This window comes from Streptomyces sp. ISL-87 (assembly GCF_018614095.1).
Lineage (GTDB): Bacteria > Actinomycetota > Actinomycetes > Streptomycetales > Streptomycetaceae > Streptomyces.
The window spans coordinates 35,428-53,534 of the sequence record NZ_JAGGOY010000024.1; the positions used below are offsets into that span (position 1 = coordinate 35,428).

General features: G+C 69.0%; 20 protein-coding genes and 4 pseudogenes. 12 read left to right on the plus strand and 12 right to left on the minus strand.

Features of this window, described 5'->3' with window-relative positions; translation table 11 throughout:
• Position 1 precedes the first annotated feature (1 nt).
• The 3 genes and pseudogenes from rpsR (at position 2) to J7I97_RS09135 (ending at position 1,332) form a co-directional block, all read left to right on the plus strand.
• Positions 2 to 238 (plus strand): 30S ribosomal protein S18, encoded by a 237-nt coding sequence (rpsR, locus tag J7I97_RS09125; RefSeq protein ID WP_214932610.1) that lies wholly within the window; start codon positions 2 to 4, stop codon positions 236 to 238.
• Between the two features lie 105 nt (positions 239 to 343).
• Positions 344 to 1,021: pseudogene (locus J7I97_RS09130) on the plus strand (acetyl-CoA carboxylase biotin carboxylase subunit family protein); the annotation flags it as partial.
• Positions 1,022 to 1,029: 8 nt separating this feature from the next.
• Positions 1,030 to 1,332, plus strand: coding sequence for a hypothetical protein (locus tag J7I97_RS09135; RefSeq protein WP_214932767.1), 303 nt, complete (start codon positions 1,030 to 1,032; stop codon positions 1,330 to 1,332).
• 50 nt (positions 1,333 to 1,382) lie between these two features.
• Here the strand turns inward: J7I97_RS09135 and J7I97_RS09140 are convergent, their stop codons facing one another.
• The 5 genes from J7I97_RS09140 to J7I97_RS09160 all read right to left on the minus strand — a co-directional run bounded on the left by J7I97_RS09140 (position 1,383) and on the right by J7I97_RS09160 (position 5,959).
• A complete protein-coding gene (locus tag J7I97_RS09140) occupies positions 1,383 to 1,628 on the minus strand; it encodes a hypothetical protein (RefSeq protein ID WP_214932611.1) in 246 nt (81 codons plus the stop codon).
• Between the two features lie 24 nt (positions 1,629 to 1,652).
• Positions 1,653 to 2,951 (minus strand): SLC13 family permease, encoded by a 1,299-nt coding sequence (locus tag J7I97_RS09145; RefSeq protein WP_214932612.1) that lies wholly within the window; start codon positions 2,949 to 2,951, stop codon positions 1,653 to 1,655.
• A gap of 21 nt (positions 2,952 to 2,972) precedes the next feature.
• On the minus strand, positions 2,973 to 3,443 hold the full coding sequence (locus J7I97_RS09150) for a CBS domain-containing protein (protein ID WP_214932614.1): 471 nt from the start codon (positions 3,441 to 3,443) through the stop codon (positions 2,973 to 2,975).
• On the minus strand, positions 3,430 to 4,698 hold the full coding sequence (locus tag J7I97_RS09155; RefSeq protein WP_214932616.1) for a sodium:proton antiporter: 1,269 nt from the start codon (positions 4,696 to 4,698) through the stop codon (positions 3,430 to 3,432). The genes J7I97_RS09150 and J7I97_RS09155 overlap by 14 nt, the downstream gene beginning before the upstream one ends.
• Before the next feature lie 199 nt (positions 4,699 to 4,897).
• Positions 4,898 to 5,959, minus strand: a complete 1,062-nt coding sequence (locus J7I97_RS09160; RefSeq protein WP_214932618.1) for a helix-turn-helix domain-containing protein — start codon at positions 5,957 to 5,959, stop codon at positions 4,898 to 4,900.
• A gap of 183 nt (positions 5,960 to 6,142) precedes the next feature.
• Here J7I97_RS09160 and J7I97_RS09165 point away from each other — a divergent pair, with 183 nt between their 5' ends.
• From J7I97_RS09165 to J7I97_RS09170, 3 genes and pseudogenes are all read left to right on the plus strand, one after another.
• Positions 6,143 to 6,424 (plus strand): hypothetical protein, encoded by a 282-nt coding sequence (locus J7I97_RS09165; RefSeq protein ID WP_214932620.1) that lies wholly within the window; start codon positions 6,143 to 6,145, stop codon positions 6,422 to 6,424.
• A complete protein-coding gene (locus tag J7I97_RS40205; RefSeq protein WP_374103659.1) occupies positions 6,418 to 6,615 on the plus strand; it encodes a hypothetical protein in 198 nt (65 codons plus the stop codon). The genes J7I97_RS09165 and J7I97_RS40205 overlap by 7 nt, the downstream gene beginning before the upstream one ends.
• A gap of 6 nt (positions 6,616 to 6,621) precedes the next feature.
• Positions 6,622 to 6,966 (plus strand): annotated as a pseudogene (locus J7I97_RS09170) (dehydrogenase); the annotation flags it as partial.
• A 174-nt stretch (positions 6,967 to 7,140) separates the two neighbouring features.
• On the opposite strand, the gene J7I97_RS09175 reads toward J7I97_RS09170, so the two are convergent.
• The 7 genes and pseudogenes from J7I97_RS09175 to J7I97_RS09205 all read right to left on the minus strand — a co-directional run bounded on the left by J7I97_RS09175 (position 7,141) and on the right by J7I97_RS09205 (position 11,657).
• The gene (locus J7I97_RS09175; protein WP_214932622.1) at positions 7,141 to 7,362 is read right to left on the minus strand and encodes a ferredoxin; all 222 of its coding nucleotides are present in this window, start codon (positions 7,360 to 7,362) and stop codon (positions 7,141 to 7,143) included.
• 4 nt (positions 7,363 to 7,366) lie between these two features.
• Positions 7,367 to 7,585 (minus strand): annotated as a pseudogene (locus tag J7I97_RS09180) (cytochrome P450); the annotation flags it as partial.
• A 9-nt stretch (positions 7,586 to 7,594) separates the two neighbouring features.
• Complete coding sequence (locus J7I97_RS09185) at positions 7,595 to 8,386, minus strand: ABC transporter permease (protein WP_214932623.1); 792 nt, start codon at positions 8,384 to 8,386, stop codon at positions 7,595 to 7,597.
• On the minus strand, positions 8,383 to 9,372 hold the full coding sequence (locus J7I97_RS09190; RefSeq protein ID WP_214932624.1) for an ATP-binding cassette domain-containing protein: 990 nt from the start codon (positions 9,370 to 9,372) through the stop codon (positions 8,383 to 8,385). The genes J7I97_RS09185 and J7I97_RS09190 overlap by 4 nt, the downstream gene beginning before the upstream one ends.
• Before the next feature lie 26 nt (positions 9,373 to 9,398).
• Positions 9,399 to 10,235, minus strand: a complete 837-nt coding sequence (locus J7I97_RS09195) for a DUF4097 family beta strand repeat-containing protein (protein ID WP_214932625.1) — start codon at positions 10,233 to 10,235, stop codon at positions 9,399 to 9,401.
• An 80-nt stretch (positions 10,236 to 10,315) separates the two neighbouring features.
• The gene (locus J7I97_RS09200; RefSeq protein WP_214932626.1) at positions 10,316 to 10,858 is read right to left on the minus strand and encodes a hypothetical protein; all 543 of its coding nucleotides are present in this window, start codon (positions 10,856 to 10,858) and stop codon (positions 10,316 to 10,318) included.
• A 406-nt stretch (positions 10,859 to 11,264) separates the two neighbouring features.
• Positions 11,265 to 11,657, minus strand: a complete 393-nt coding sequence (locus J7I97_RS09205) for a nuclear transport factor 2 family protein (protein WP_214932627.1) — start codon at positions 11,655 to 11,657, stop codon at positions 11,265 to 11,267.
• Positions 11,658 to 11,939: 282 nt separating this feature from the next.
• Between J7I97_RS09205 and J7I97_RS09210 the strand changes: the two genes are divergently transcribed.
• From J7I97_RS09210 to J7I97_RS09235, 6 genes and pseudogenes are all read left to right on the plus strand, one after another.
• Positions 11,940 to 13,943, plus strand: a complete 2,004-nt coding sequence (locus tag J7I97_RS09210; protein WP_251058633.1) for an APC family permease — start codon at positions 11,940 to 11,942, stop codon at positions 13,941 to 13,943.
• A gap of 137 nt (positions 13,944 to 14,080) precedes the next feature.
• Positions 14,081 to 15,265, plus strand: a pseudogene (locus J7I97_RS09215) (amino acid transporter); the annotation flags it as partial.
• A 110-nt stretch (positions 15,266 to 15,375) separates the two neighbouring features.
• Entirely contained in the window at positions 15,376 to 15,603 is a 228-nt protein-coding gene (locus J7I97_RS09220; protein WP_214932630.1) for a hypothetical protein, read from the plus strand.
• 320 nt (positions 15,604 to 15,923) lie between these two features.
• Complete coding sequence (gene trpS, locus J7I97_RS09225) at positions 15,924 to 17,015, plus strand: tryptophan--tRNA ligase (protein WP_374103665.1); 1,092 nt, start codon at positions 15,924 to 15,926, stop codon at positions 17,013 to 17,015.
• 163 nt (positions 17,016 to 17,178) lie between these two features.
• Positions 17,179 to 17,820 carry a hypothetical protein gene (locus tag J7I97_RS09230; protein ID WP_214932634.1) on the plus strand — a complete coding sequence of 214 codons (642 nt, stop codon included), beginning with the start codon at positions 17,179 to 17,181 and terminating at the stop codon, positions 17,818 to 17,820.
• A 3-nt stretch (positions 17,821 to 17,823) separates the two neighbouring features.
• Entirely contained in the window at positions 17,824 to 18,105 is a 282-nt protein-coding gene (locus J7I97_RS09235; RefSeq protein WP_214932636.1) for a MoaD/ThiS family protein, read from the plus strand.
• The last annotated feature ends 2 nt before the right edge of the window (positions 18,106 to 18,107 follow it).

The window sequence follows — 18,107 nt, forward strand, 5'->3', positions numbered from 1 at the left end:
CATGGCCCGACGCCACGAGCCCCGCAAGCCCGTCAAGTCCCGCCCCAACCCGCTCGACGTAGCCGGGATTACGTACATCGACTACAAGGACACCGACCTGCTGCGCAAGTTCATCTCCGACCGCGGCAAGATCCGCAGCCGGCGCGTCACGCGGATCACGGCCCAGCAGCAGCGAAAGCTCGCCGCCGCGATCAAGAACGCACGAGAGATGGCCCTGCTGCCGTACGCCGGCCGCTGACCACGCGCATCGGCCTGACACAGCAGGAGGGGAGGGCGGGGGTGCTCCGAGCACCCCCGCCCTCCCCTCCTGCTGTGTCATGGCTCAGGCCGGCACCGCCGAAGGGACACCAATGACGCGGACGCGCTGCTGCCGCACCTGGAGCGGCTGCAGGGGGCTCGGCTTCGACGGCGTGGTCTCCTCCTGCGACTACTACCTGCCGGTGGTGGCTCGCGTCGCCGAACGGCTGGGTCTGCCCGGTGTCGCGCCGGAGGCGGTCGAGGCCGCTTGCCGCAAGGACGCGACTCGCCAGGTGCTGGCGGCGGCCGGGGTGCCCGGCCCGCGTTTCGCGCTCTGCGCGGACATCGCGGAGGCGGAGGCCGCTGCCCTGGTGATCGGCCACCCGCTGGTCGTCAAGCCGGTGGACCTGTGCGCGGGGATGCTGGTCCGGGAGGTCGGCGACGAGCGTGAACTGGGCGAAGCCTGCCAGGCGTTGGCCGACTTCCCCGTCAACGCCCGGGAGCAGGAGCGAACACCTGTCGTCCTGATCGAGGAGCTCCTCGACGGTCCCGAGGTCAGCGTCGAGACCGTCTCGTACGGCGGTACGACGCACGTGGTCGGGATCACGGACAAGAGCATCGGCGGGGCGCCGGCCTTCATCGAGACCGGCCACATGTTCCCCGCGGGCATCAACGCCCCCTGGCCCGGGAGGCCGCGGACACGGCCGTACGGGCCGTCCGGGCCCTGGGGCTGGATCAGGTGGTCTGCCACACCGAGATCAAACTGACGACTTCGGGGCCGCGGGGTGCAAGGTGCTGCTGTTCGCGGCCGTCGAAGTGGCGGGGCATTCGGCACTGGAGGGCCGCACCATCGCCGAGTCCGTCCGTCCCGGCGCCTGGCGGGTCATCGCCCTGGACACCACGTCCCCGGACGATCGCCGCCCGGACCTCGCGATGGCCCCGGGCGGCGACGATGCCGCGCAGCAGCCCGCCCTCGTGTGGGACCTCCACCCCGGCTACGTCCTCAAGCCCCAGGACCGCTTGGTCCTGGCCGCCACGCGCCGTGGCCTGGCAGAGCTGCTCGGGCGCGGACGAGTGCGTACCTCAGGGTCCTGAGACCTGAGGGCCACCCTGACGATCGGTAGGTCCTGGAGCCAAGACGTCGCCTACGGCGATGCGGGAGTCGTGGACGGAGACGGCCAGGAGTAGTCGTAGGCGGGGGGATTCCACGGCTCGGGCGTGGGCTCCGGTTTGAAGGGGCCCGCCCGGTTGGCCATGAGCAACAGTATGGTTCCGGCGAAGAGCAGGCTGATGACGATCAGTGCTCGTCCCACCGGGTTGGCGGGGTTGTAGTAATAGCGCCTCGACCACTTGCTGCGCTTGAAGATCGGCTCATCGTCGTCGTACTGCACGGATGGTTCCTTTCGTGAGGTGGCTTACGCGAGGGCGAAGTAGCGCAGCCAGATGTAGAGGGCCGCGATGGCGGTGGTTGCGGCCGTGACGACCAGGCCGTATTTGGTGAACTGCCAGAAGGTGATGGGCTGGCGGTTACGTTCGGCGATGCCGAGGACGACGACGTTGGCGGAAGCGCCGATGGCGGTGGCGTTGCCGCCGAGGTCGGCGCCCAACGCCAGGGCCCACCACATGACGTGGTCGCTGTCGCCGCCCATCGACCGGACGAGGTCGCTGGTGATGGGAGCCATCGTCGCGACGTACGGGATGTTGTCGACCACCCCGGAGAGCACGGTGGAGGCGCCGAGCATGAGCATGGAGCCGCTCAGCTCCTGGCCGCCGATGGCGCTCGCCAGAGCGTCGGAGACCTCATTGATGACACCGGTGTCGATGAGGCCGCCGATCATGATGAACAGGCCGGCGAAGAAGGCGAGCGTGGGCCATTCGACCTCGGCCAGCACATCGCGGGTCTCCACGGTGGAGATGGCGACGAGGAGACCGGCGCCGAGGAGGGCGACGATGCTGGGTTCGTAATGCAGGACGGGGTGGAGGACGAATCCGGCGACGACGAGGGCGAGGACGATCAGGCCCTGGACGAGGAGCCGTGGGTCCTTGATGGCCTCCCTCTCCTCCAGTTCCGTGATCTCGGCGGCGCAGGTCTCGTCGTAGACGAAGGACTTGCGGAACAGCCAGCGGCACAGCCCGATGAGGACGACCACGAGCACCGCGCACAGGGGTGCGAGGTGGACGAGGAAGTCGTTGAAGGTCAGGCCGGCGCGGCTGGCGATGATGATGTTCGGCGGGTCACCGACGAGGGTGGAGGCACCGCCGATGTTGGAGGCCAGCACCTCGGCGATCAGGAACGGCGCGGCGGGCAGGTTCAGGCGTTCGCAGACCAGCAGGGTGACCGGGACGACGAGCAGCACGGTGGTGACGTTGTCGAGCAGGGCCGAGGCCATCGCGGTGATGACGATGAGCATGACCATGACCCGGAAGGGCCTGGCCTTGGCCTTCTTGACGGACCAGATGGCCAGGTACTCGAACATGCCGGTCTTCTTCAGCACGCCGACGATCATCATCATGCCCAGGAGCAGGAAGATGACGTTCCAGTCGACGCCGGAGTTCTCGGAGTAGAACGCCGAGACGTCGTCGGTCGCACCGATCGCCAGCATCAGGCCGGCGCCGCCGAGGGCGGCGGCGACCCGGTGGATCTTCTCGCTGATGATCAGGGCGTAAGTGCCGAGGAAGACGGCGATCGCCGCCCAGCTGTGCCAGTCGTTCACGGGGCTCCAGTCGTACGGGGGTCAGGGTGTCGGCGGAGTGACGTCGAGAAGCCGGTCGAGGAGATGCGTGGCCGTGATGACCCCGAGGAGCCGTGGGCCCTCTTTGTCCTGCTCGACCACGGCGACCAGCGGGCTGCGCTGCTGCGCCATGAGGGTCGCCACCTCCAGCGCGGTGTCGTCGGGCGCAGCCACGGGTGGCTGCGGGGACTTGGCCGGCAGGCACTCGCCGACGGTGCGTCCGCGCAGGGCCGCGCACAGCCCGTCGGCATGGCGTTCGTCGATGACCGCTGCCAGGGTCGGGTCCTCGAGGACGTACTCCGGCACCAGGACCCGGATCATCTGGGAGGCGGGCAGGATCGCTTTCGGGGCGCCCCGCCCGTCCAGGACCAGCAGCCCTGGCAGCCGGTGCTCGGCCATCAGCCGGGCTGCATCCAGGGCATCGGTGTCGGTGGTGACGCTCTCGTACTGGACTGCCAGGTCACGTGCGCGCATGGGCTGTTCCCTTCGCCTGGGGTTCGGTGTGGTGCTCAGCCTCGTCCGCGTCCGGGATGCCGACCAGGTCGTTGACGCGGAACATACGGGCGACCGGAACGTCTGTGCTGCTGTGCGCGATGATCGAGAACGCGATGCACACCGCGATCAGGGTGTAGGCCTGCTCGGCCTGCGGGATGCCGGACTGGAGTACCAGCAGCCCGTATACCACCGAGGCGAACCCCTTGGGCCCGAACCAGGCCGCAGCCAGCTTCTCCCGGCGGTCGAAGTGCGTCCCGATGAGCGACAGCAGCAGCGACGCCGGCCGGATCAGCGCGATCGCCAGAATCACGGCCACGTACCCGCCGAGCGGCAGGTCGCCGAACAGCCGCGGAGTCAGGAGCGCCCCGAAGACCAGTAGGGCCGCGAACTTGGCCAGCTCGGCGAGGGCTTCCCCGAGCGGCTCGAACGCGTGCTTGGACTCGGGCGATACGGAGGCCAGCACCGCGCCCGCCGAGAACGCGGCGAGGTAGGGGTTGGCGTGGGTGAGGTGGCAGGCCGCGTAGAGGATCACGCCGGTCGCCAGCGGCAGCAGAGGCTGGAGCTTCGGCTCGGCCCCCAGCAGCCGGAACCGTACGAGCCCGCTGACCAGCAGCGGCAGCACGACACCGAACGCGAGCCCGAGAGCCAGCTCAAGCACGATCTTCGACGCCGATGCCTCGGCCGAACCGGCAGCTGAACCGGCCGAACCCGCGGCCGGGCCGGCGGCCGCGATCAGGAGCAGCACGACGGGCAGCGCGAGGCCGTCGTTGATGCCGCTCTCCACGTTCAGCAGCTGCCGCAGCCGGGCCGGGACCTCCTTGCGCCCGACGATCGCCGAGGCGAACACGGGGTCGGTCGGCGCGAGTACCGCGCCCACGAGGAAGGAGGTCGTCCAGTCCAGCCCCACCAGGTAGTGCGTGACCAGCGCCATGAACACGAACGCGAGCGGCATCCCCAGCCCCAGTGCGCGTGCCGGGTTCTTCCAGGCGCTGCGCAGGGCGGGGAAGGAGACGTGCATGCCATCGGTGAACAGCACCGCGAACAGGGCGAGGTCGGCGGTGACGGCGACGATGTCGCTGTCCGGGGTGATGTGGATCAGCCCGAGGAACCCATCGCTGACCAGGGCGCCGCCGACGAGGAAGAGGAAGGAGGTGGAAAGGACCGTGCGGGCGGCGAGCCCGGACAGCAGCACCGCGACCAGCAGGGCCACACCGAAAACCGCGACAAGCACCATGACGAACGCCCCCGATCGGAAAAAGAGACCTATCCCTTGTTCGCCGACCAGGCTTCCCGGCACACCGCAACCGATCTTATGTGTTCTTGATGCGTCATTGACAGGACCTTGATGACCGGAAATCCGGCCCCGCCGTTGCCGGAGTCCGGCAACGGATTCGCGAGTCAATCGCCAAGGCCGCCCGCACCACGCTGGCGTGTCACAGATCCTTGGCAGGCCAGTCGAAGAGCCGGGCGCCGATGACGGCGGTCTGGAGCGTGTAGCGGTGGGCCGGGTCGGCGGGGTTGGCGCCCGTGAACTGGTGGATGCGCTCCAGGCGGTAGGTGAAGGCCCGCACGCTCAGGCTCAGCCGCCGCGCCGCCTCGGTCGCATTGCAGCCGGAGTCGAAGTACGCGATCAGCGTCTCCAGCATCGGGCCGGCCCCGCCACGCGCCTGCGTCAACGGCCCCAGCGTGCTCAGGACCAGATCGGCCATGGCTTGCCGGTCCCGCGTCAGGACCGGATACACCAGCAGATCGGAGGCGCGGAGCACCGGGTCCTCGATGTGCATGCGGTCGGCCAGTTCGAGCGCGTTCAGCGCCTCCTCGTAGGAATGGACGACCCCGCCCGCGCCCGCGTGCGGACGGCCGATGGCCACCCGGCCGCCGTCGGTGCCGGCGTGCGCCTGTTTGGCGAAGTACATGAGGACGTCGTCCTGGTCGGCCGGTGCCACGCAGATGAGGCGGCCTTCCTTCGTGGTGAGCAGGATCCGCCGGTTCCCGAAGCGTCCCACCAGGGCCCGTTCCACGCGCTGGACCGCCGGGTGGATGTCGTCGTACGCCTGCGCCCCCTCGGCGACCGCGACCGCGTGCGTGTGCGAGAGCAGCAGCCCGAACCGCTCGGCGCGTTCGGCAAGGCGGCCGGGATCGCTGCGGCCGTACAAGAGATCGTCGATGAACTCCCTCCGGGCCGCCTCCTCCTTCCGTACGGCCACCAACTGCGCCCGCTCGTGCCCTTCGGCGAGGGCGTCGACGACCTGCTCGACGGCGGCGAGCACCCGGTCGAGGGGTGCGCGGGGCAAGTCGGGGCAGGCGGTACGGGTGGTCGACAGGTGCTGTCGGACCAGTGCCCGCAGCCCGAATCCGGCCTCGGCAGCCCTCTCGCCCACCGCCCGGCGCGACTCCAGTTCTTCGCGGGTGAGTCGACGGCCGGTCTCGCAGACCTCGGCCAGGATCCGGACGAAGCCGTCGAGATGGTCCTCGGGTATGTCCCGCCCTGCCACGGAGTCTCCTGGATTTGATGCGCTGCTTGCGCGTTCTTGACGTACAGCCGTCAAGGGTGGCAGACCATCACGTTCAGTCCGCACTCGGCATCAAGATGCCGTGAAGACTGCCGCTGTCCGGCAATGCCGAAGGCTGTGCCCTCTTGCCAGGATGGGTGCGGGGGGACACGGGGGATGGTCCCGGTGCCGGGAAGCGGAAACGCCCCCGGCGCCGGCACCCACCCCGACGCCCCGGCCCGACAGGCAGCCAAGAACGAAGGGGCGGGAACAGTGCACGAGTTCATCGAGACCGCCCTGGAATTCCCCGCCGGGAGCTTCACCATCGCGCTTGCCGTGGTGGTCGCGTACCGGCTGATCGTCCTGTGCGGCTTCGTCGAGCACGACGCGTGGGAATCCGACGCCGGGTCCGGGTCCGCCGCTCTCGGGACGCTGGGGTCCCGCTCACCGTCTTCGCCTCGATGCTGATCGTCGTCGCCTTGTTCACCAGCCTCGCCGGCACCGCGCTGTCCGATCGTCCCGGCCTGGGCGGTGGCACCGCCTTCGTACTGCTCGCTCTTGCGCTGCTTGCCGCCCGCGCCGCCGCAGGCCTGCTTGTACGTCCGCTACGCGCCGTGTGTTCCAGCCTGACGATCCGCCGCCTTCGCGACAGGACTTAATCGGCGATCGAGCCCGTCCGGCATGGCTTCGACCTGGCCGTCGAGGCCACCGGCCGGGTCGACCAGCTCGCCCTCGCCGTCAAGTCCCTTGCCCCGGAAGGGATCTGCGAGTCCGCGGGCAACCACTTCCGGCCCGGCGAACTGCCCCTGCTCGACATGTACCTCACCGGCGTCACCCTGCGTATCGCCCGCGACAACGTCCGGGCCCACATCCCCGACGCCCTCGACCTCGCCCGCACCGGCACCGTAAGCCCCGCGCGGGTCGTCTCCCACGTCCTGGACTGGGAGCAGCTTCCGGAAGCGCTGCCCGAGAAACACCTCAAGCCCGTATTCGTCCGCGCCGACGCCTGACCGCATCCCGAGCCGCTCCGTCACGCTCTGCAACACACGAGGGTCAAGGTCTCGTGTCAGTGGGCGTGGCCGTCGTTGTGGGCGGTGGCTTGGGTGTGGGCTGGGTGGCGGGCCGCTTCCTCGCGCAGTCCGAGGAAGGCGAGGGCGGCGGCCACGAGGACGGCCAGGCCGACTCTACGAGGTGGTGGAGGATCCCCGCTCCGTGCTGGTGATGACCGAGGCCGGGCACACTCCGGCAGCGAGGCGGACTGCCGCGAGGTGCTCCTGCGGCGGCCGGGCGTTCAGCAGGACGACCAGGCCTTCGTCCTCGTCCTGGTCGAAGACCTCCGGGGCGGTCAGGGCGCACATTCCGGCACCGAGGCACCGGTCGCGGTCGCGGTCGACACGGACGTCCATGGGATCAGCCCTCGTCCCAGGTGACCGGCAACCGGTGCACGCCGTAGATGTTCATGTTGGTCCGCAGTGGTACTGCCTCGGCCGGCACGTCAAGGCGCAGCGTGGGGAACCGGTCGAGCAGCGCGGGCAGGGCCACCGTCATCTCGACGCGGGCCAGTTGCTGGCCCAGGCACTGGTGGATCCCGTGCCCGAAGCCAAGATGTCCCGTGGTGTGGCTTGAGAGGAGCGGCCGTTACCGCTTGGCCGTACGGCCGAAGGAAGAACGCGCCCAGACGTAGCCGACGAGGGTGAGGCCGATGCACCAGGCGAGCGCGGCGTACCCGCTGTTGCCGATCTCCGTGCCCATCAGCAGGCCACGCAGGGTCTCGATGACCGGGGTGAAGGGCTGGTACTCGGCGAACCAGCGCAGGCCGGTCGGCATCGAGTCGGTCGGGACGATGGCGCTGCCCAGGAAGGGCAGGAAGGTCAGCGGCAGGGGCGTGTTGCTCGCCGACTCGGGCGTCCTGGCCACCAGGCCGATGCCTGCGGACACCCAGGTCAGCGCCAGGGTGAGCAGGGTCAGCAGGCCCACCGCCGCGAGCCACTCGACGGGGGAGGCGTCGGGGCGGAAGCCGATGGCGAGCGCGACGCCGATCACCAGGGCGATGGCGACCAGTGTCTGGATGACACTGCCGACGACGTGCCCGGTCAGGAACGCGGCGCGCGAGATCGACATCGTACGGAAGCGGTTCACGATCCCCTCGGTCATGTCGACGCAGACGCCGACGGCCGTGGCGACCGCCCCGGCGGTCGCGGCCATGAGGATGATGCCGGGCGCGACGTAGTCGATGTACGTGCCGCCGCCGGTGGGAGCGCCGGAGATGCCGGCGCCGAGGGCGCCTCCGAAGGCGTAGTTGAACAGCAGCAGCATCATCACCGGCATGGCGACGACGGAGAGGGTCATCGTCGGATAGCGCAGGGCGTGCTTGAGGTTGCGCCGCAGCATGGTCATGGAGTCGCTGACGGCGTACGTGAGCGTGCTCATCGGGCCATCTCCGTGGTGGTGTCGGGGGTTCCGTGGCCGGTGAGCCTGAGGAACACGTCGTCGAGGTCGGGGGTGTGCACGGTCAGCGACTCGGCCCGGATCGCCGCGTCGTCGAGGACGTCGAGCACGGCCCGCAGGGTCGGGATGCTGCCGTCGCTGGGGATGCGCAGCGTGAGTTCCTCGGGGTCGCGTGCCGCGGCGCCGAAGCGGCGGGCGGCGACGTCGAGTTCGGCGAGGTCCGAGAAGCCCAGCTGGATGTGGCCGCCGGGGATGAGACGCTTGAGCTCGTCCGCGGTGCCTTCGGCGACCAGCCGTCCCCGGTCGAGGACGGCGATGCGGTCGGCGAGCTGGTCGGCTTCTTCCAGGTACTGCGTGGTGAGGAAGATGGTGACCCCGTCGTCGGCGACGAGCCCGCGGATGATCTCCCACATGGTGCGGCGGCTACGGGGATCGAGGCCGGTGGTCGGTTCGTCGAGGAAGATGATCCTCGGGTCGCCGACCAGGGTCATCGCCAGGTCGAGTTTGCGGCGCATGCCGCCGGAGAAGGTGGAGACGGGCTTGCGGGCGGCCTCGGAGAGCTCGAAGCGTTCCAGGAGCTCCGCCGCCCGGCGGCGGCCCTCGCGCCGGGGCAGATGCTGGAGGTCTGCCATGAGGAGCAGGTTCTCCTCCGCGGTGAGCAGGCTGTCGACGGCGGCGAACTGGCCGGTGACACCGATGGCGGCGCGTACGCCGTCGGGCCGCTCGGCGAGGTCGTGGCCGGCGACCCGTGCCTGCCCGGCGTCGGGCGCGATGAGCGTCGACAGGATCTCGACGGTGGTGGTCTTGCCGGCTCCGTTGGGGCCCAGGAGGGCGAAGATCGTGCCCTCGGAGATGCTCAGGTCGATGCCGTTCAGGACGACCTTGTCGCCGTACGACTTGCGCAGGCCGAGGGCGGAGATGGCGGGCGGGGCCGTTGCGGTGGCTTTGGCAGCCGGTATCGCGGTCATGGGTTCCGCTCTCCCTTCCGGGGAGGTCAGGCGCGACGGATCACGATGTCGCCGACGCCGGTACGGGCATGGATCTCGACGGTCTGGTCGGAGGCGCCGGGGCCTTCGGCGGCCCCGAGCGCGTTGCGGACCGTGCCGAACTTGGAGTTGACGTCCAGCCAGGCCGCGGTGGACTCGCGGATGCCGATCTCCAGGTCGCCGACGGCGGTCTGAAGCTGGATCACGCCCCGGGCCACGTCGTTGACGCTGATGGCGCCGTTGGCGGACTTGGCCTCGACCGAGGCGTGAGCGACGCCGACGGTGATGCGGCCGTTGGAGGAGTTGACCTTCAGGTCACCGGTGATCTCGCCGATCGTGGTCTCGCCGTTGCCGTTCTTGACGGTGGCGGCTCCCACGATCTCGCCCATGTCGATCCGGCCAGCGCCGTAGATCTCGGCGTTGCCTTCCGCCCGGTCGACGCGGATGTCGCCGTGGCTGGTGCGCAGGTTCGTGCTGCCCGCCTCGTCGAGCCGGATGTCGCCGAGCGAGGTCTTGACGCGGCACTCGCCGAGCGGTCCCTCGCAGATGTAGTCACCCATGGGGGAGGTGCTGCGGATGTGCGATCCGGCGGGAAGTTCGACGGTCACGTCGATCGATCCGTGCTTGCCGAACAAGCCACGCTTCTTGGGTCCCTTGACGGTGAGCGTGCCGTTGGCGTATGTGACGTTCGTCTGCTGGACCACCCGTACGTCGGCGTCATCGGTGCCATTGCTCGGCAGCACCTCGATGACCGTGTCCTGGCGCTTGCTCGCGGTGATCCGGACGTTGCCGACCTCGAACTCGAGGACCGCGGTGATGGGTTCGGGGGTTTCGTAAGAAGGCATGGCTGTCCCGTCCTCTTGACTCTGGAGTGTGTTTCCGCAGGTGGGGCGGCAGTGCGTGGTGAGGGAGTGAGGGGCTCCGGCTAGCGGACCCAGCCCCGGTAGCCCTGGCCGTGGCGCGGGGCACGGGTGGCCGGCTGGGCCGGTCCGCCGCCGCCCGGCTCCAGGGCGATGGCCACCGCCCGTACGAGCCAGGCGTTCACGGACAGGCCCTCCTGGCCGGCCGCGTCCTCCACCCGGGCCTTGAGGTGTGCCGGCAGCCGGAAGTTGATGCGGGCCGTGCCCCCCTCGTCGCCGTCGGCGGCGATTGGCGCCATCGGTGCCACTGATGGTGCCACCGCGGCCGTCACCTGGGCCGCCCCCTCGCCGGGCGCCTCCGGGGCGGGTGGCGCCGTCACGACGAACTCGGGGTCGAGCCCCCGCAGCCGCACGTCCACCGAGCCTGGTGCCAGTTCGCGGGTGATCTCGTCCGAGGCGGCAGAGAGCGCGTTCAGGAGGGTCAGCCGGGCGGCCGACTCCAGAGGCGCGGTCAGCCGCTCGGCCAGGGCGCGTGCTTCGTCCCCGCCGGCGCTCGCGGCGACCGCGAGCTCACTGCGGAGGTGATCGACGTAGGGGGTCAGGTCCATGGGAGTCATAGTGGCACCATCATGGCGCCATTGCAAGTCATTGTGGCGCCATGTGGCGCCGTGTGGTGCCATGTGTGGCCATGGTGGCGTCTTCGATGCCGCCACTGGGCGATGGCCCCTGTTCATCCGCGCACGACTGGACGCATGACTCGACGTTAGGGACCGAGGGCGGCCAGTGCCGCGCCGTCTCCGTGCGTGGGCGGGCGTACGGCGATGCCGCGTGGCGGCCGGCCGGTGACGGCGGGGCGCGTGGTGGAGGTAGACCATGCGTTCCCAGGCATCGAACCGGGGGCGCGTCAGTGGCGTCGGCGCGGCCTTGAGCAGGGCTTCGAGGCTGCCGTCGTGGATGGCCTCGAAGCCGGATCCGACCTCGGTGGCTACGCTGCCGTCATGGCTGACCGAACCGCTACGACCAGAATTCGTCGTGCGCCGCCGGGTCGGTCGTCACCACCCAGCCCTCGGTGATCCGGCCGTCGTCGATGTGGAGGACGAGGGCGTAGTCCATGTCAAGCCTCTTCCCCTCGCGTGACGCCGTGACGTGGAGCAGGGCGACCGTGTGGTCATCGTTGGCGAGTACGTCGTGGAGCTCCGGGCGGTAGGTGCCACCCGTCAACTCGAACTCGCGCCCGAACCGGGCGAACGTTTCCTCGCGTCCTCGATACTCGCCCGCCAGGGGGTTCCTGCCCCCGACATGCCACACCACGTCGGGATGGAACAACTCGGCCAACGCATCCATGTCGCCCGCCGAGAATGCGGTCATGACACGGTGGAACACGGCGATGTTCGGATGATCGGTCATCAGTGCCTCCCTGGGCCTCCTCACGAAGGTAAGTCGGGTGACGGATTGTGACTCGCCGTCGTTACGCCGTCTGGTCGCTCTTACTCCAGACCGGAGACCTTGGCTAGGGACACGGCGGGCCGCTGCCGCGGATCTCGATGTGATCCTGACGTGCCGTGAACGCGGTCTCGGCGCCCGCTACGCCGAATGCCCGCTTCACTGCTGATCTTCAGATGGCGGGGTTACGGTCACACCGTGCCGAACGTGACCGAGATCCTCAAGCGCCTCGTCATCGGACGGGCCATGCGCAGCGAGGAACTGGGCGAGACGCTGCTGCCCAAGCGTCTCGCGCTGCCGATCTTCGCCTCGGACCCGCTGTCCTCGGTTGCGTACGCCACGCAGGAGATCCTGCTGGTCCTCACCCTCGGCGGCCTGGCGTATCTCCACTTCACACCGTGGATCGCGGCCGCGGTCGTCGCGCTGATGACCGTGGTGGTCCTGTCGTACCGCCAGGTGGTCAACGCCTACCCGAGCGGGGGCGGTTCGTACGAGGTGGCCTCGACCAACCTCGGGCCTTCGTCCGGCCTGGTGGTCGCCGCCTCGCTGCTGGTCGACTACGTGATGACCGTGGCCGTCTCGGTCGCCTCCGGCGTGGACAACATCATCTCGGCGCTGCCCTCGCTGGCCGACTACAGGGTCGTAATGGCGCTCGGCTTCGTGGCCCTGCTGACGGCGATGAACCTGCGCGGCGTGCGCGAGTCGGGGCAGGCCTTCGCCGCCCCCACGTACCTGTTCATCGGCGGCGTACTGGTCATGGTCGGCACCGGTCTGCTGCGCTATCTCCTCGGCGACGCGCCATTGGCCGAGAGTGCCGCGTACGGCATCACCCCGGAGGAGGGCGACGCGGATCTGATGGGCCTGGCCCTGGTCATGCTCGTGCTGCGCGCGTTCTCCAGCGGCTGTACGGCCCTGACGGGTGTGGAGGCGATCTCCAACGGGGTACCGGCCTTCCGCAAGCCCAAGTCGAAGAACGCGGCGGCCACCATGGCCGCGATGGGCATCATCGCGATCACCATGTTCGTCGGTGTCACCACGCTCGCGATCACCGCCAAGGTGCACATCGCCGAGGACGCCTGCCGGCTCACCGGTCTGACCGGCTGTGAGAGCTACACCCAGCGCACCGTCATCGCCCAGCTGGCCGCAGCCGTCTTCGGCGGCACCGACAGCGTCGGCTTCTACTTCATCCAGGCCGTCACCGCCCTGGTCCTCATCCTGGCCGCGAACACCGCCTTCAACGGCTTCCCGCTGCTCGCCTCGATCCTCGCCCAGCACCGCTACCTGCCGCGCCAGCTGCACAACCGCGGGGACCGGCTCGCGTTCTCCAACGGCATCCTCGCCCTGGCCATCGTCGCCGGCCTGCTGCTGTGGGGATACAAGGCCAACGTCACCAGCCTCATCCACCTCTATATCCTCGGCGTCTTCACCTCCTTCACGCTCTCCCAGACCGGCATGGTCCGGCACTGGAACCGCGAACTGCGCACCGAGACCGACCCGGCCGTGCGCCGCCGCCACCAGCTGGCCCGCGTCATCAACGCCACCGGCGCCTGCATCACCGGCCTTGTCCTGGTGATCGTGCTCGCCACCAAGTTCACCCAGGGCGCCTGGCTGGCCGTGCTCGCCGCGGTCCTGCTGTGGCTGATGATGCGCGGCATCCGCCGCCACTACGACCAAACCGCCGCCGAACTCGCCGTCACCGACCCCCGCGCCGAGGGCAAGCTGCCGTCCCGCGTACTTGCGATCGTCCTGGTCTCCACCGTCCACAAGCCGACCCTGCGGGCCCTGGCCTACGCCCGTGCCTTCCGGCCGGACCAGCTGGAGGCCCTCACCGTCGCCGTGGACCGCGAGAGCCTGGACCGCCTGCGCAGGCAGTGGGAGGACTTCGAGATCGAAGTACCGCTGAAGGTCCTCGAATCCCCCTACCGCGAAATCACCAAGCCCGTCGTGGAGTACGTACGCTCCATGCGGCGGGCCGGCCCCCGCGACGTCGTCGCGGTCTTCATCCCCGAGTACGTCGTCGGTCACTGGTGGGAGAACCTCCTCCACAACCAGTCCGCCCTCTGGCTCAAGAGCCGACTGCTCTTCACCCCCGGAGTGATGGTGACCAGCGTTCCGTGGCAGCTGACCTCCGCCGCCGTCGCCGACCACGCGGCCGCCCGCGCCCCCGGCTCGGTCCGCCGCGGGGAACCCCCCAACCCCCCCGAGCACGCCGCCGCCCGCACCGCACCGAAGGGCTCCGCCCGGGACTGATCCCAGCGGAGGACCCGGCCGGGCTCCCAGCTTCCGGTTTCGCGTCCGCGTCCGGTTCCGCGCCCGCGTCCCCGTCCGCGGACGCGTTAAGGACGCGTCAGGATTGCGCCCCGCGCGTGCAGAATTTATCGGCTTCGCTGAACGTCGTCGTCATCGCGGTCGGCCTGTGGCAGGTGCTCTCCGAGCCGCACGTCATCGGCGACTGGACGCAGGCGCTGACCGCCGAGCACGGCAACCCGATCATGATGGTCGCCATCGCCCTCCTCGTCTTCCCCAAGCTCGCCCTCGGCATGTCCGGGTTCGAGACTGGTGTCGCGGTCATGCCGCACGTCCAAGGAGACCCGGACGACACCGAAGCCAATCCCGCCGGCCGGATCCGCGACACCAAGAAGGCGACCATCCTGATCCTGTGGTTCGCGGGCTCCTCGGCCATGGCCGGCCTGCTCAACCTGATGCCGCGCTACCTGCCCCGCTACGGCATGGCCCCGCACTGGGCCCGCGCCCTGCGGCCGATGGTGATCGTGTTCACCCTCATAGCCTTCCTCGTCACCTGGCTGTTCAACGCCGACGTCGACGCCCAGGGCGGCGCATACGCCACCGGTGTCCTCGTGCTCTTCACCTCCGCCGGCGTCGCCGTCACCATCGCGGCCCGCCGCGCCGGCCAGCGCGGCTGGACCGTCGCCTTCGCCGCGATCTCCGCCGTGCTGCTCTACACCACCGCGATCAACGTCGTCGAACGCCCCGACGGCGTGAAGATCGGCGCCTGCTTCATCGCGGGCATCATGGCCCTCTCCCTGCTGTCCCGCCTCGCCCGAGTCTTCGAACTGCGCGTCACGCACGTGGAGCTCGACGACATGGCGGAACGTTTCATCCGGGACACCGCCAACCGCACGATCCGCTTCATCGCGAACGAGCCCGACAGCCGGGACCTCGACGAGTACCGGCAGAAGAAGCAGCAGATCCGCGCCGACAACGACATCCCGTCCGAAGACGACGTCATGTTCGTCGAGGTCACCGTCCTGGACGCGTCCGAGTTCGAATCCGGGCTCCGCGTGCGTGGCGAGGTCCTGCACGATCGCTACCGCGTCCTGACCCTGGAGAGCTCCAGCATCCCCAACGCGCTGGCCGCCTTCCTCCTGTACGTCCGTGACGAGACCGGGCAGCGCCCCCACATCTACTTCGAGTGGACCGAGGGCAACCCGATGGCCAACTTCCTCCGGCTCTTCCTCTTCGGCCAGGGCGAGGTCGCCCCCGTCACCCGCGAGGTCATCCGAGAGGCCGAACCGGACCGCTCCCGCCGCCCCCACGTCCACGCCGGCTGACGCCAAGGAGATCCCGCCGCACCCTCGCCTCGATGAGATTGCGGCGGGATTCTCACATCTGTGGCCTCCTCACGAGTCGGCCTCCTTTGGGGGGTGTCTAAACTCCGCGGATGAGCAACAACCTGCGGTGCACCCATTGCGGCACGACCGGCCTGGAACCCGGCTTCGTCGAGGACGCCGGCCAGAACTCCCGCGGTTACGCCCGCTGGATCGCCGGCGCCTTGGAGCGGGGTCCCTTCGGCGGCGCCAAGCGGTGGGGGAAGCCCACCTGGCAGATAGACGCCTTCCGCTGCCCCAACTGCGCCCACCTCGAACTCTTCGCAGGCACTCGCGCCTGAACCCCAAGACACCATGGTTGGCCGATGCGGCCGTCGAATTCGGCCCTGCCGTACGGGGTGTCGCGGCCGGGGCCGGACGGGCAGACACGCGGGGCTCTTCGAGCCGAACTGCCCTCTGGCTCAAGGGGGCTGACCCTATGATGGGCGCATGCATCGTTCGTCATGTCTGAGCTGGTGGCGCTCCGGGTAGGAGCGGCCGCCTTTCACGCATGACCGGGCCGTCGGATGGATGGCCTTTTGAGTCCCTGGAGCCAGGGTTCGGGCCACCTTGACGGTGAGACCAACCACCAGGAGACCTTGTGAACACCACCCCCGTGACCGTGAGCCCCGAAGCCTCCGCCGCAGGCACCCCCGCCGACACGCTCGGGACATCTGCCGCGCAGGCCCGCAGCGCGGCGCTCGAAGAGCTGATCCTCAAGGATCCCGGACAGTTCCGCGTGCTGACCGGCGACCGCCCCACCGGCCGCCTGCACCTGGGGCACTACTTCGGCACACTGCACAACCGCGTACGTCTCCAGAACCTGGGCGTGGAGATGTTCGTGATCATCGCGGACTACCAGGTCCTGACCGACCGCGATGTGGCGGACAACCTGACCGAGCACGTCGAGGAACTCGTCCTGGACTACCTCGCCATCGGCGTGGACCCGGCACGCACCACGATCTTCACGCACAGCGCCATCCCCGCCCTCAACCAGCTGATGCTGCCCTTCCTCAGCCTCGTCTCGGTCGCCGAGCTCAACCGCAACCCCACCGTCAAGGACGAGATCACCCACTCGCGGCAGTCCGCCGTCAGCGGCCTCATGTTCACCTACCCCGTCCACCAGGCCGCCGACATCCTCTTCTGCAAGGGCAATCTGGTCCCCGTCGGCCAGGACCAGCTCCCGCACCTCGAACTCACCCGCACGATCGCCCGCCGCTTCAACGACCGCTACGGCAACGGCACCGCCGTTTTCCCCCAGCCCGATGCCCTCCTGTCGAGCGCACCGCTCCTGCTCGGCACGGACGGCACCAAGATGAGCAAGAGCCGCGGCAATGCCGTCAGCCTGTCCGCCGACGCCGACGAGACCGCCCGCCTGCTCAAGGGCGCCAAGACCGACGCCGAGCGCCACATCACTTACGACCCGGCCACCCGCCCCGAGGTGTCCTCCCTCCTCCTGTTGGCAGCCCTCTGTCAGAACCGAACCCCCCAGCAGGTGGCCGACGACATCGGCTCCGCGGGAGCCGCCGCGCTGAAGAAGACCGTGACCGAGGCGGTCAATGAGTACCTGGCCCCGATCAGGGCCCGCCGGGCCGAGTACGCGCAGGACCGCGCCTTCCTCCGCCAGACGCTGCGCGAAGGCAACGAGCGGGCGCGAGCGGTGGCCGACGCCACGCTCGCCGAGGTCCGTAGCGCCATGAACAGTCACTACTGAAGCAGCCCCCCGGCCCGGTGAGACACCGGGCCGGGGTCTCCCTTTCCTCGAGCGCCCCTCCAGGCACCTTTGAGATTCCTTCGAGGATCTCGGCACACGCTTGGTTCCAGTCCCGTTCGACGGGACACCGAGGCAAACGGAGGGTGAGGCGCAGGTGACAGGCATGGAAAAGGATCTGTTCGGCGATCTGCCGGCGACCGTCCGATTTGAAACCGAACCTGCCAGACGTTTCCTCAGCGATGCTGTGCAGGAATACCAAAAGTGTCTGGACAGTCGCGACACCGACGGAGTACCCAGCCATCTGCCGCGTGCGTCAGGTCTGCTGTTCGGGCAGGCGAACGGTGACGAAATAACGATCAGCGACATCGAGTTCGTGCCGAACGTCCGCGACAGCGACGAGAGCGTCATGTCGGAATTCGAAGGCGCCATCGCCCCGCAGTTCGGTGATGTGTACAGGAACCCGAAGCGAGGATTCTGGTCCGACGACAAGGGCGTCCTGCAGGCGATCAAGCATCAGTCTGCGAAAGGCCTGGACCTGATGGGGTCCATCCATTCACATCCGAACTGGCATGAAATCGGCCCGCCGCACGAGCGGTACCAGGAGCTGAGTGCGCATCCGACGCAGATGGACGACTACCTCTTCGGTCAATCGTGCTGGCCCGTGAATGTGATCTGGTACGTCCATCAGAGCGGTGGTGGCATCGCGCACCAGGTAGCGGGCTGGAGGCCCGGACCGGAGGAATGCGACAGGCTTTCCATACAGATTCCGGCGACGATCCGTGACGAATTCAACGTGGAGGTATGAATCATGGCCGATGTCAAACTGCCCGCAGCGTTCCACGTGCTGACCGGCGGACGGAAGAAGCTGCCGGTCGAGGGTGACAGCGTCCGGGAGGTGCTCGTCGGTCTGGACCGGGAGTGTCCCGGTGTCCTCGACCGACTCATGGACAAGGAAGGGTCGGTGAAGCGCTACGTCAACGTCTATCGGAACGACAGCGACATCAGGGAGCTCGCGGGCCTCGAAACGACCGTGGCGAACGACGACGTCATCTGGATAGTGCCGGCCGTAGCCGGTGGCAGCGGAGCCTAGGA

Excerpts from the sequence above, each read along its gene's own strand:
- rpsR (WP_214932610.1), top strand. The coding sequence starts at position 2 with ATGGCCCGACGCCACGAGCCCCGCAAGCCCGTCAAGTCCCGCCCCAAC.
- J7I97_RS09150 (WP_214932614.1), bottom strand. The coding sequence starts at position 3,443 with ATGCGCGCACGTGACCTGGCAGTCCAGTACGAGAGCGTCACCACCGAC.
- J7I97_RS09155 (WP_214932616.1), bottom strand. The coding sequence starts at position 4,698 with ATGGTGCTTGTCGCGGTTTTCGGTGTGGCCCTGCTGGTCGCGGTGCTG.
- J7I97_RS40205 (WP_374103659.1), top strand. The coding sequence starts at position 6,418 with ATGCTGATCGTCGTCGCCTTGTTCACCAGCCTCGCCGGCACCGCGCTG.
- J7I97_RS09175 (WP_214932622.1), bottom strand. The coding sequence starts at position 7,362 with ATGGACGTCCGTGTCGACCGCGACCGCGACCGGTGCCTCGGTGCCGGA.
- J7I97_RS09185 (WP_214932623.1), bottom strand. The coding sequence starts at position 8,386 with ATGAGCACGCTCACGTACGCCGTCAGCGACTCCATGACCATGCTGCGG.
- J7I97_RS09190 (WP_214932624.1), bottom strand. The coding sequence starts at position 9,372 with ATGACCGCGATACCGGCTGCCAAAGCCACCGCAACGGCCCCGCCCGCC.
- J7I97_RS09195 (WP_214932625.1), bottom strand. The coding sequence starts at position 10,235 with ATGCCTTCTTACGAAACCCCCGAACCCATCACCGCGGTCCTCGAGTTC.
- J7I97_RS09200 (WP_214932626.1), bottom strand. The coding sequence starts at position 10,858 with ATGGACCTGACCCCCTACGTCGATCACCTCCGCAGTGAGCTCGCGGTC.
- J7I97_RS09205 (WP_214932627.1), bottom strand. The coding sequence starts at position 11,657 with ATGACCGATCATCCGAACATCGCCGTGTTCCACCGTGTCATGACCGCA.
- J7I97_RS09210 (WP_251058633.1), top strand. The coding sequence starts at position 11,940 with ATGCGCAGCGAGGAACTGGGCGAGACGCTGCTGCCCAAGCGTCTCGCG.
- J7I97_RS09220 (WP_214932630.1), top strand. The coding sequence starts at position 15,376 with ATGAGCAACAACCTGCGGTGCACCCATTGCGGCACGACCGGCCTGGAA.
- J7I97_RS09230 (WP_214932634.1), top strand. The coding sequence starts at position 17,179 with ATGGAAAAGGATCTGTTCGGCGATCTGCCGGCGACCGTCCGATTTGAA.
- J7I97_RS09235 (WP_214932636.1), top strand. The coding sequence starts at position 17,824 with ATGGCCGATGTCAAACTGCCCGCAGCGTTCCACGTGCTGACCGGCGGA.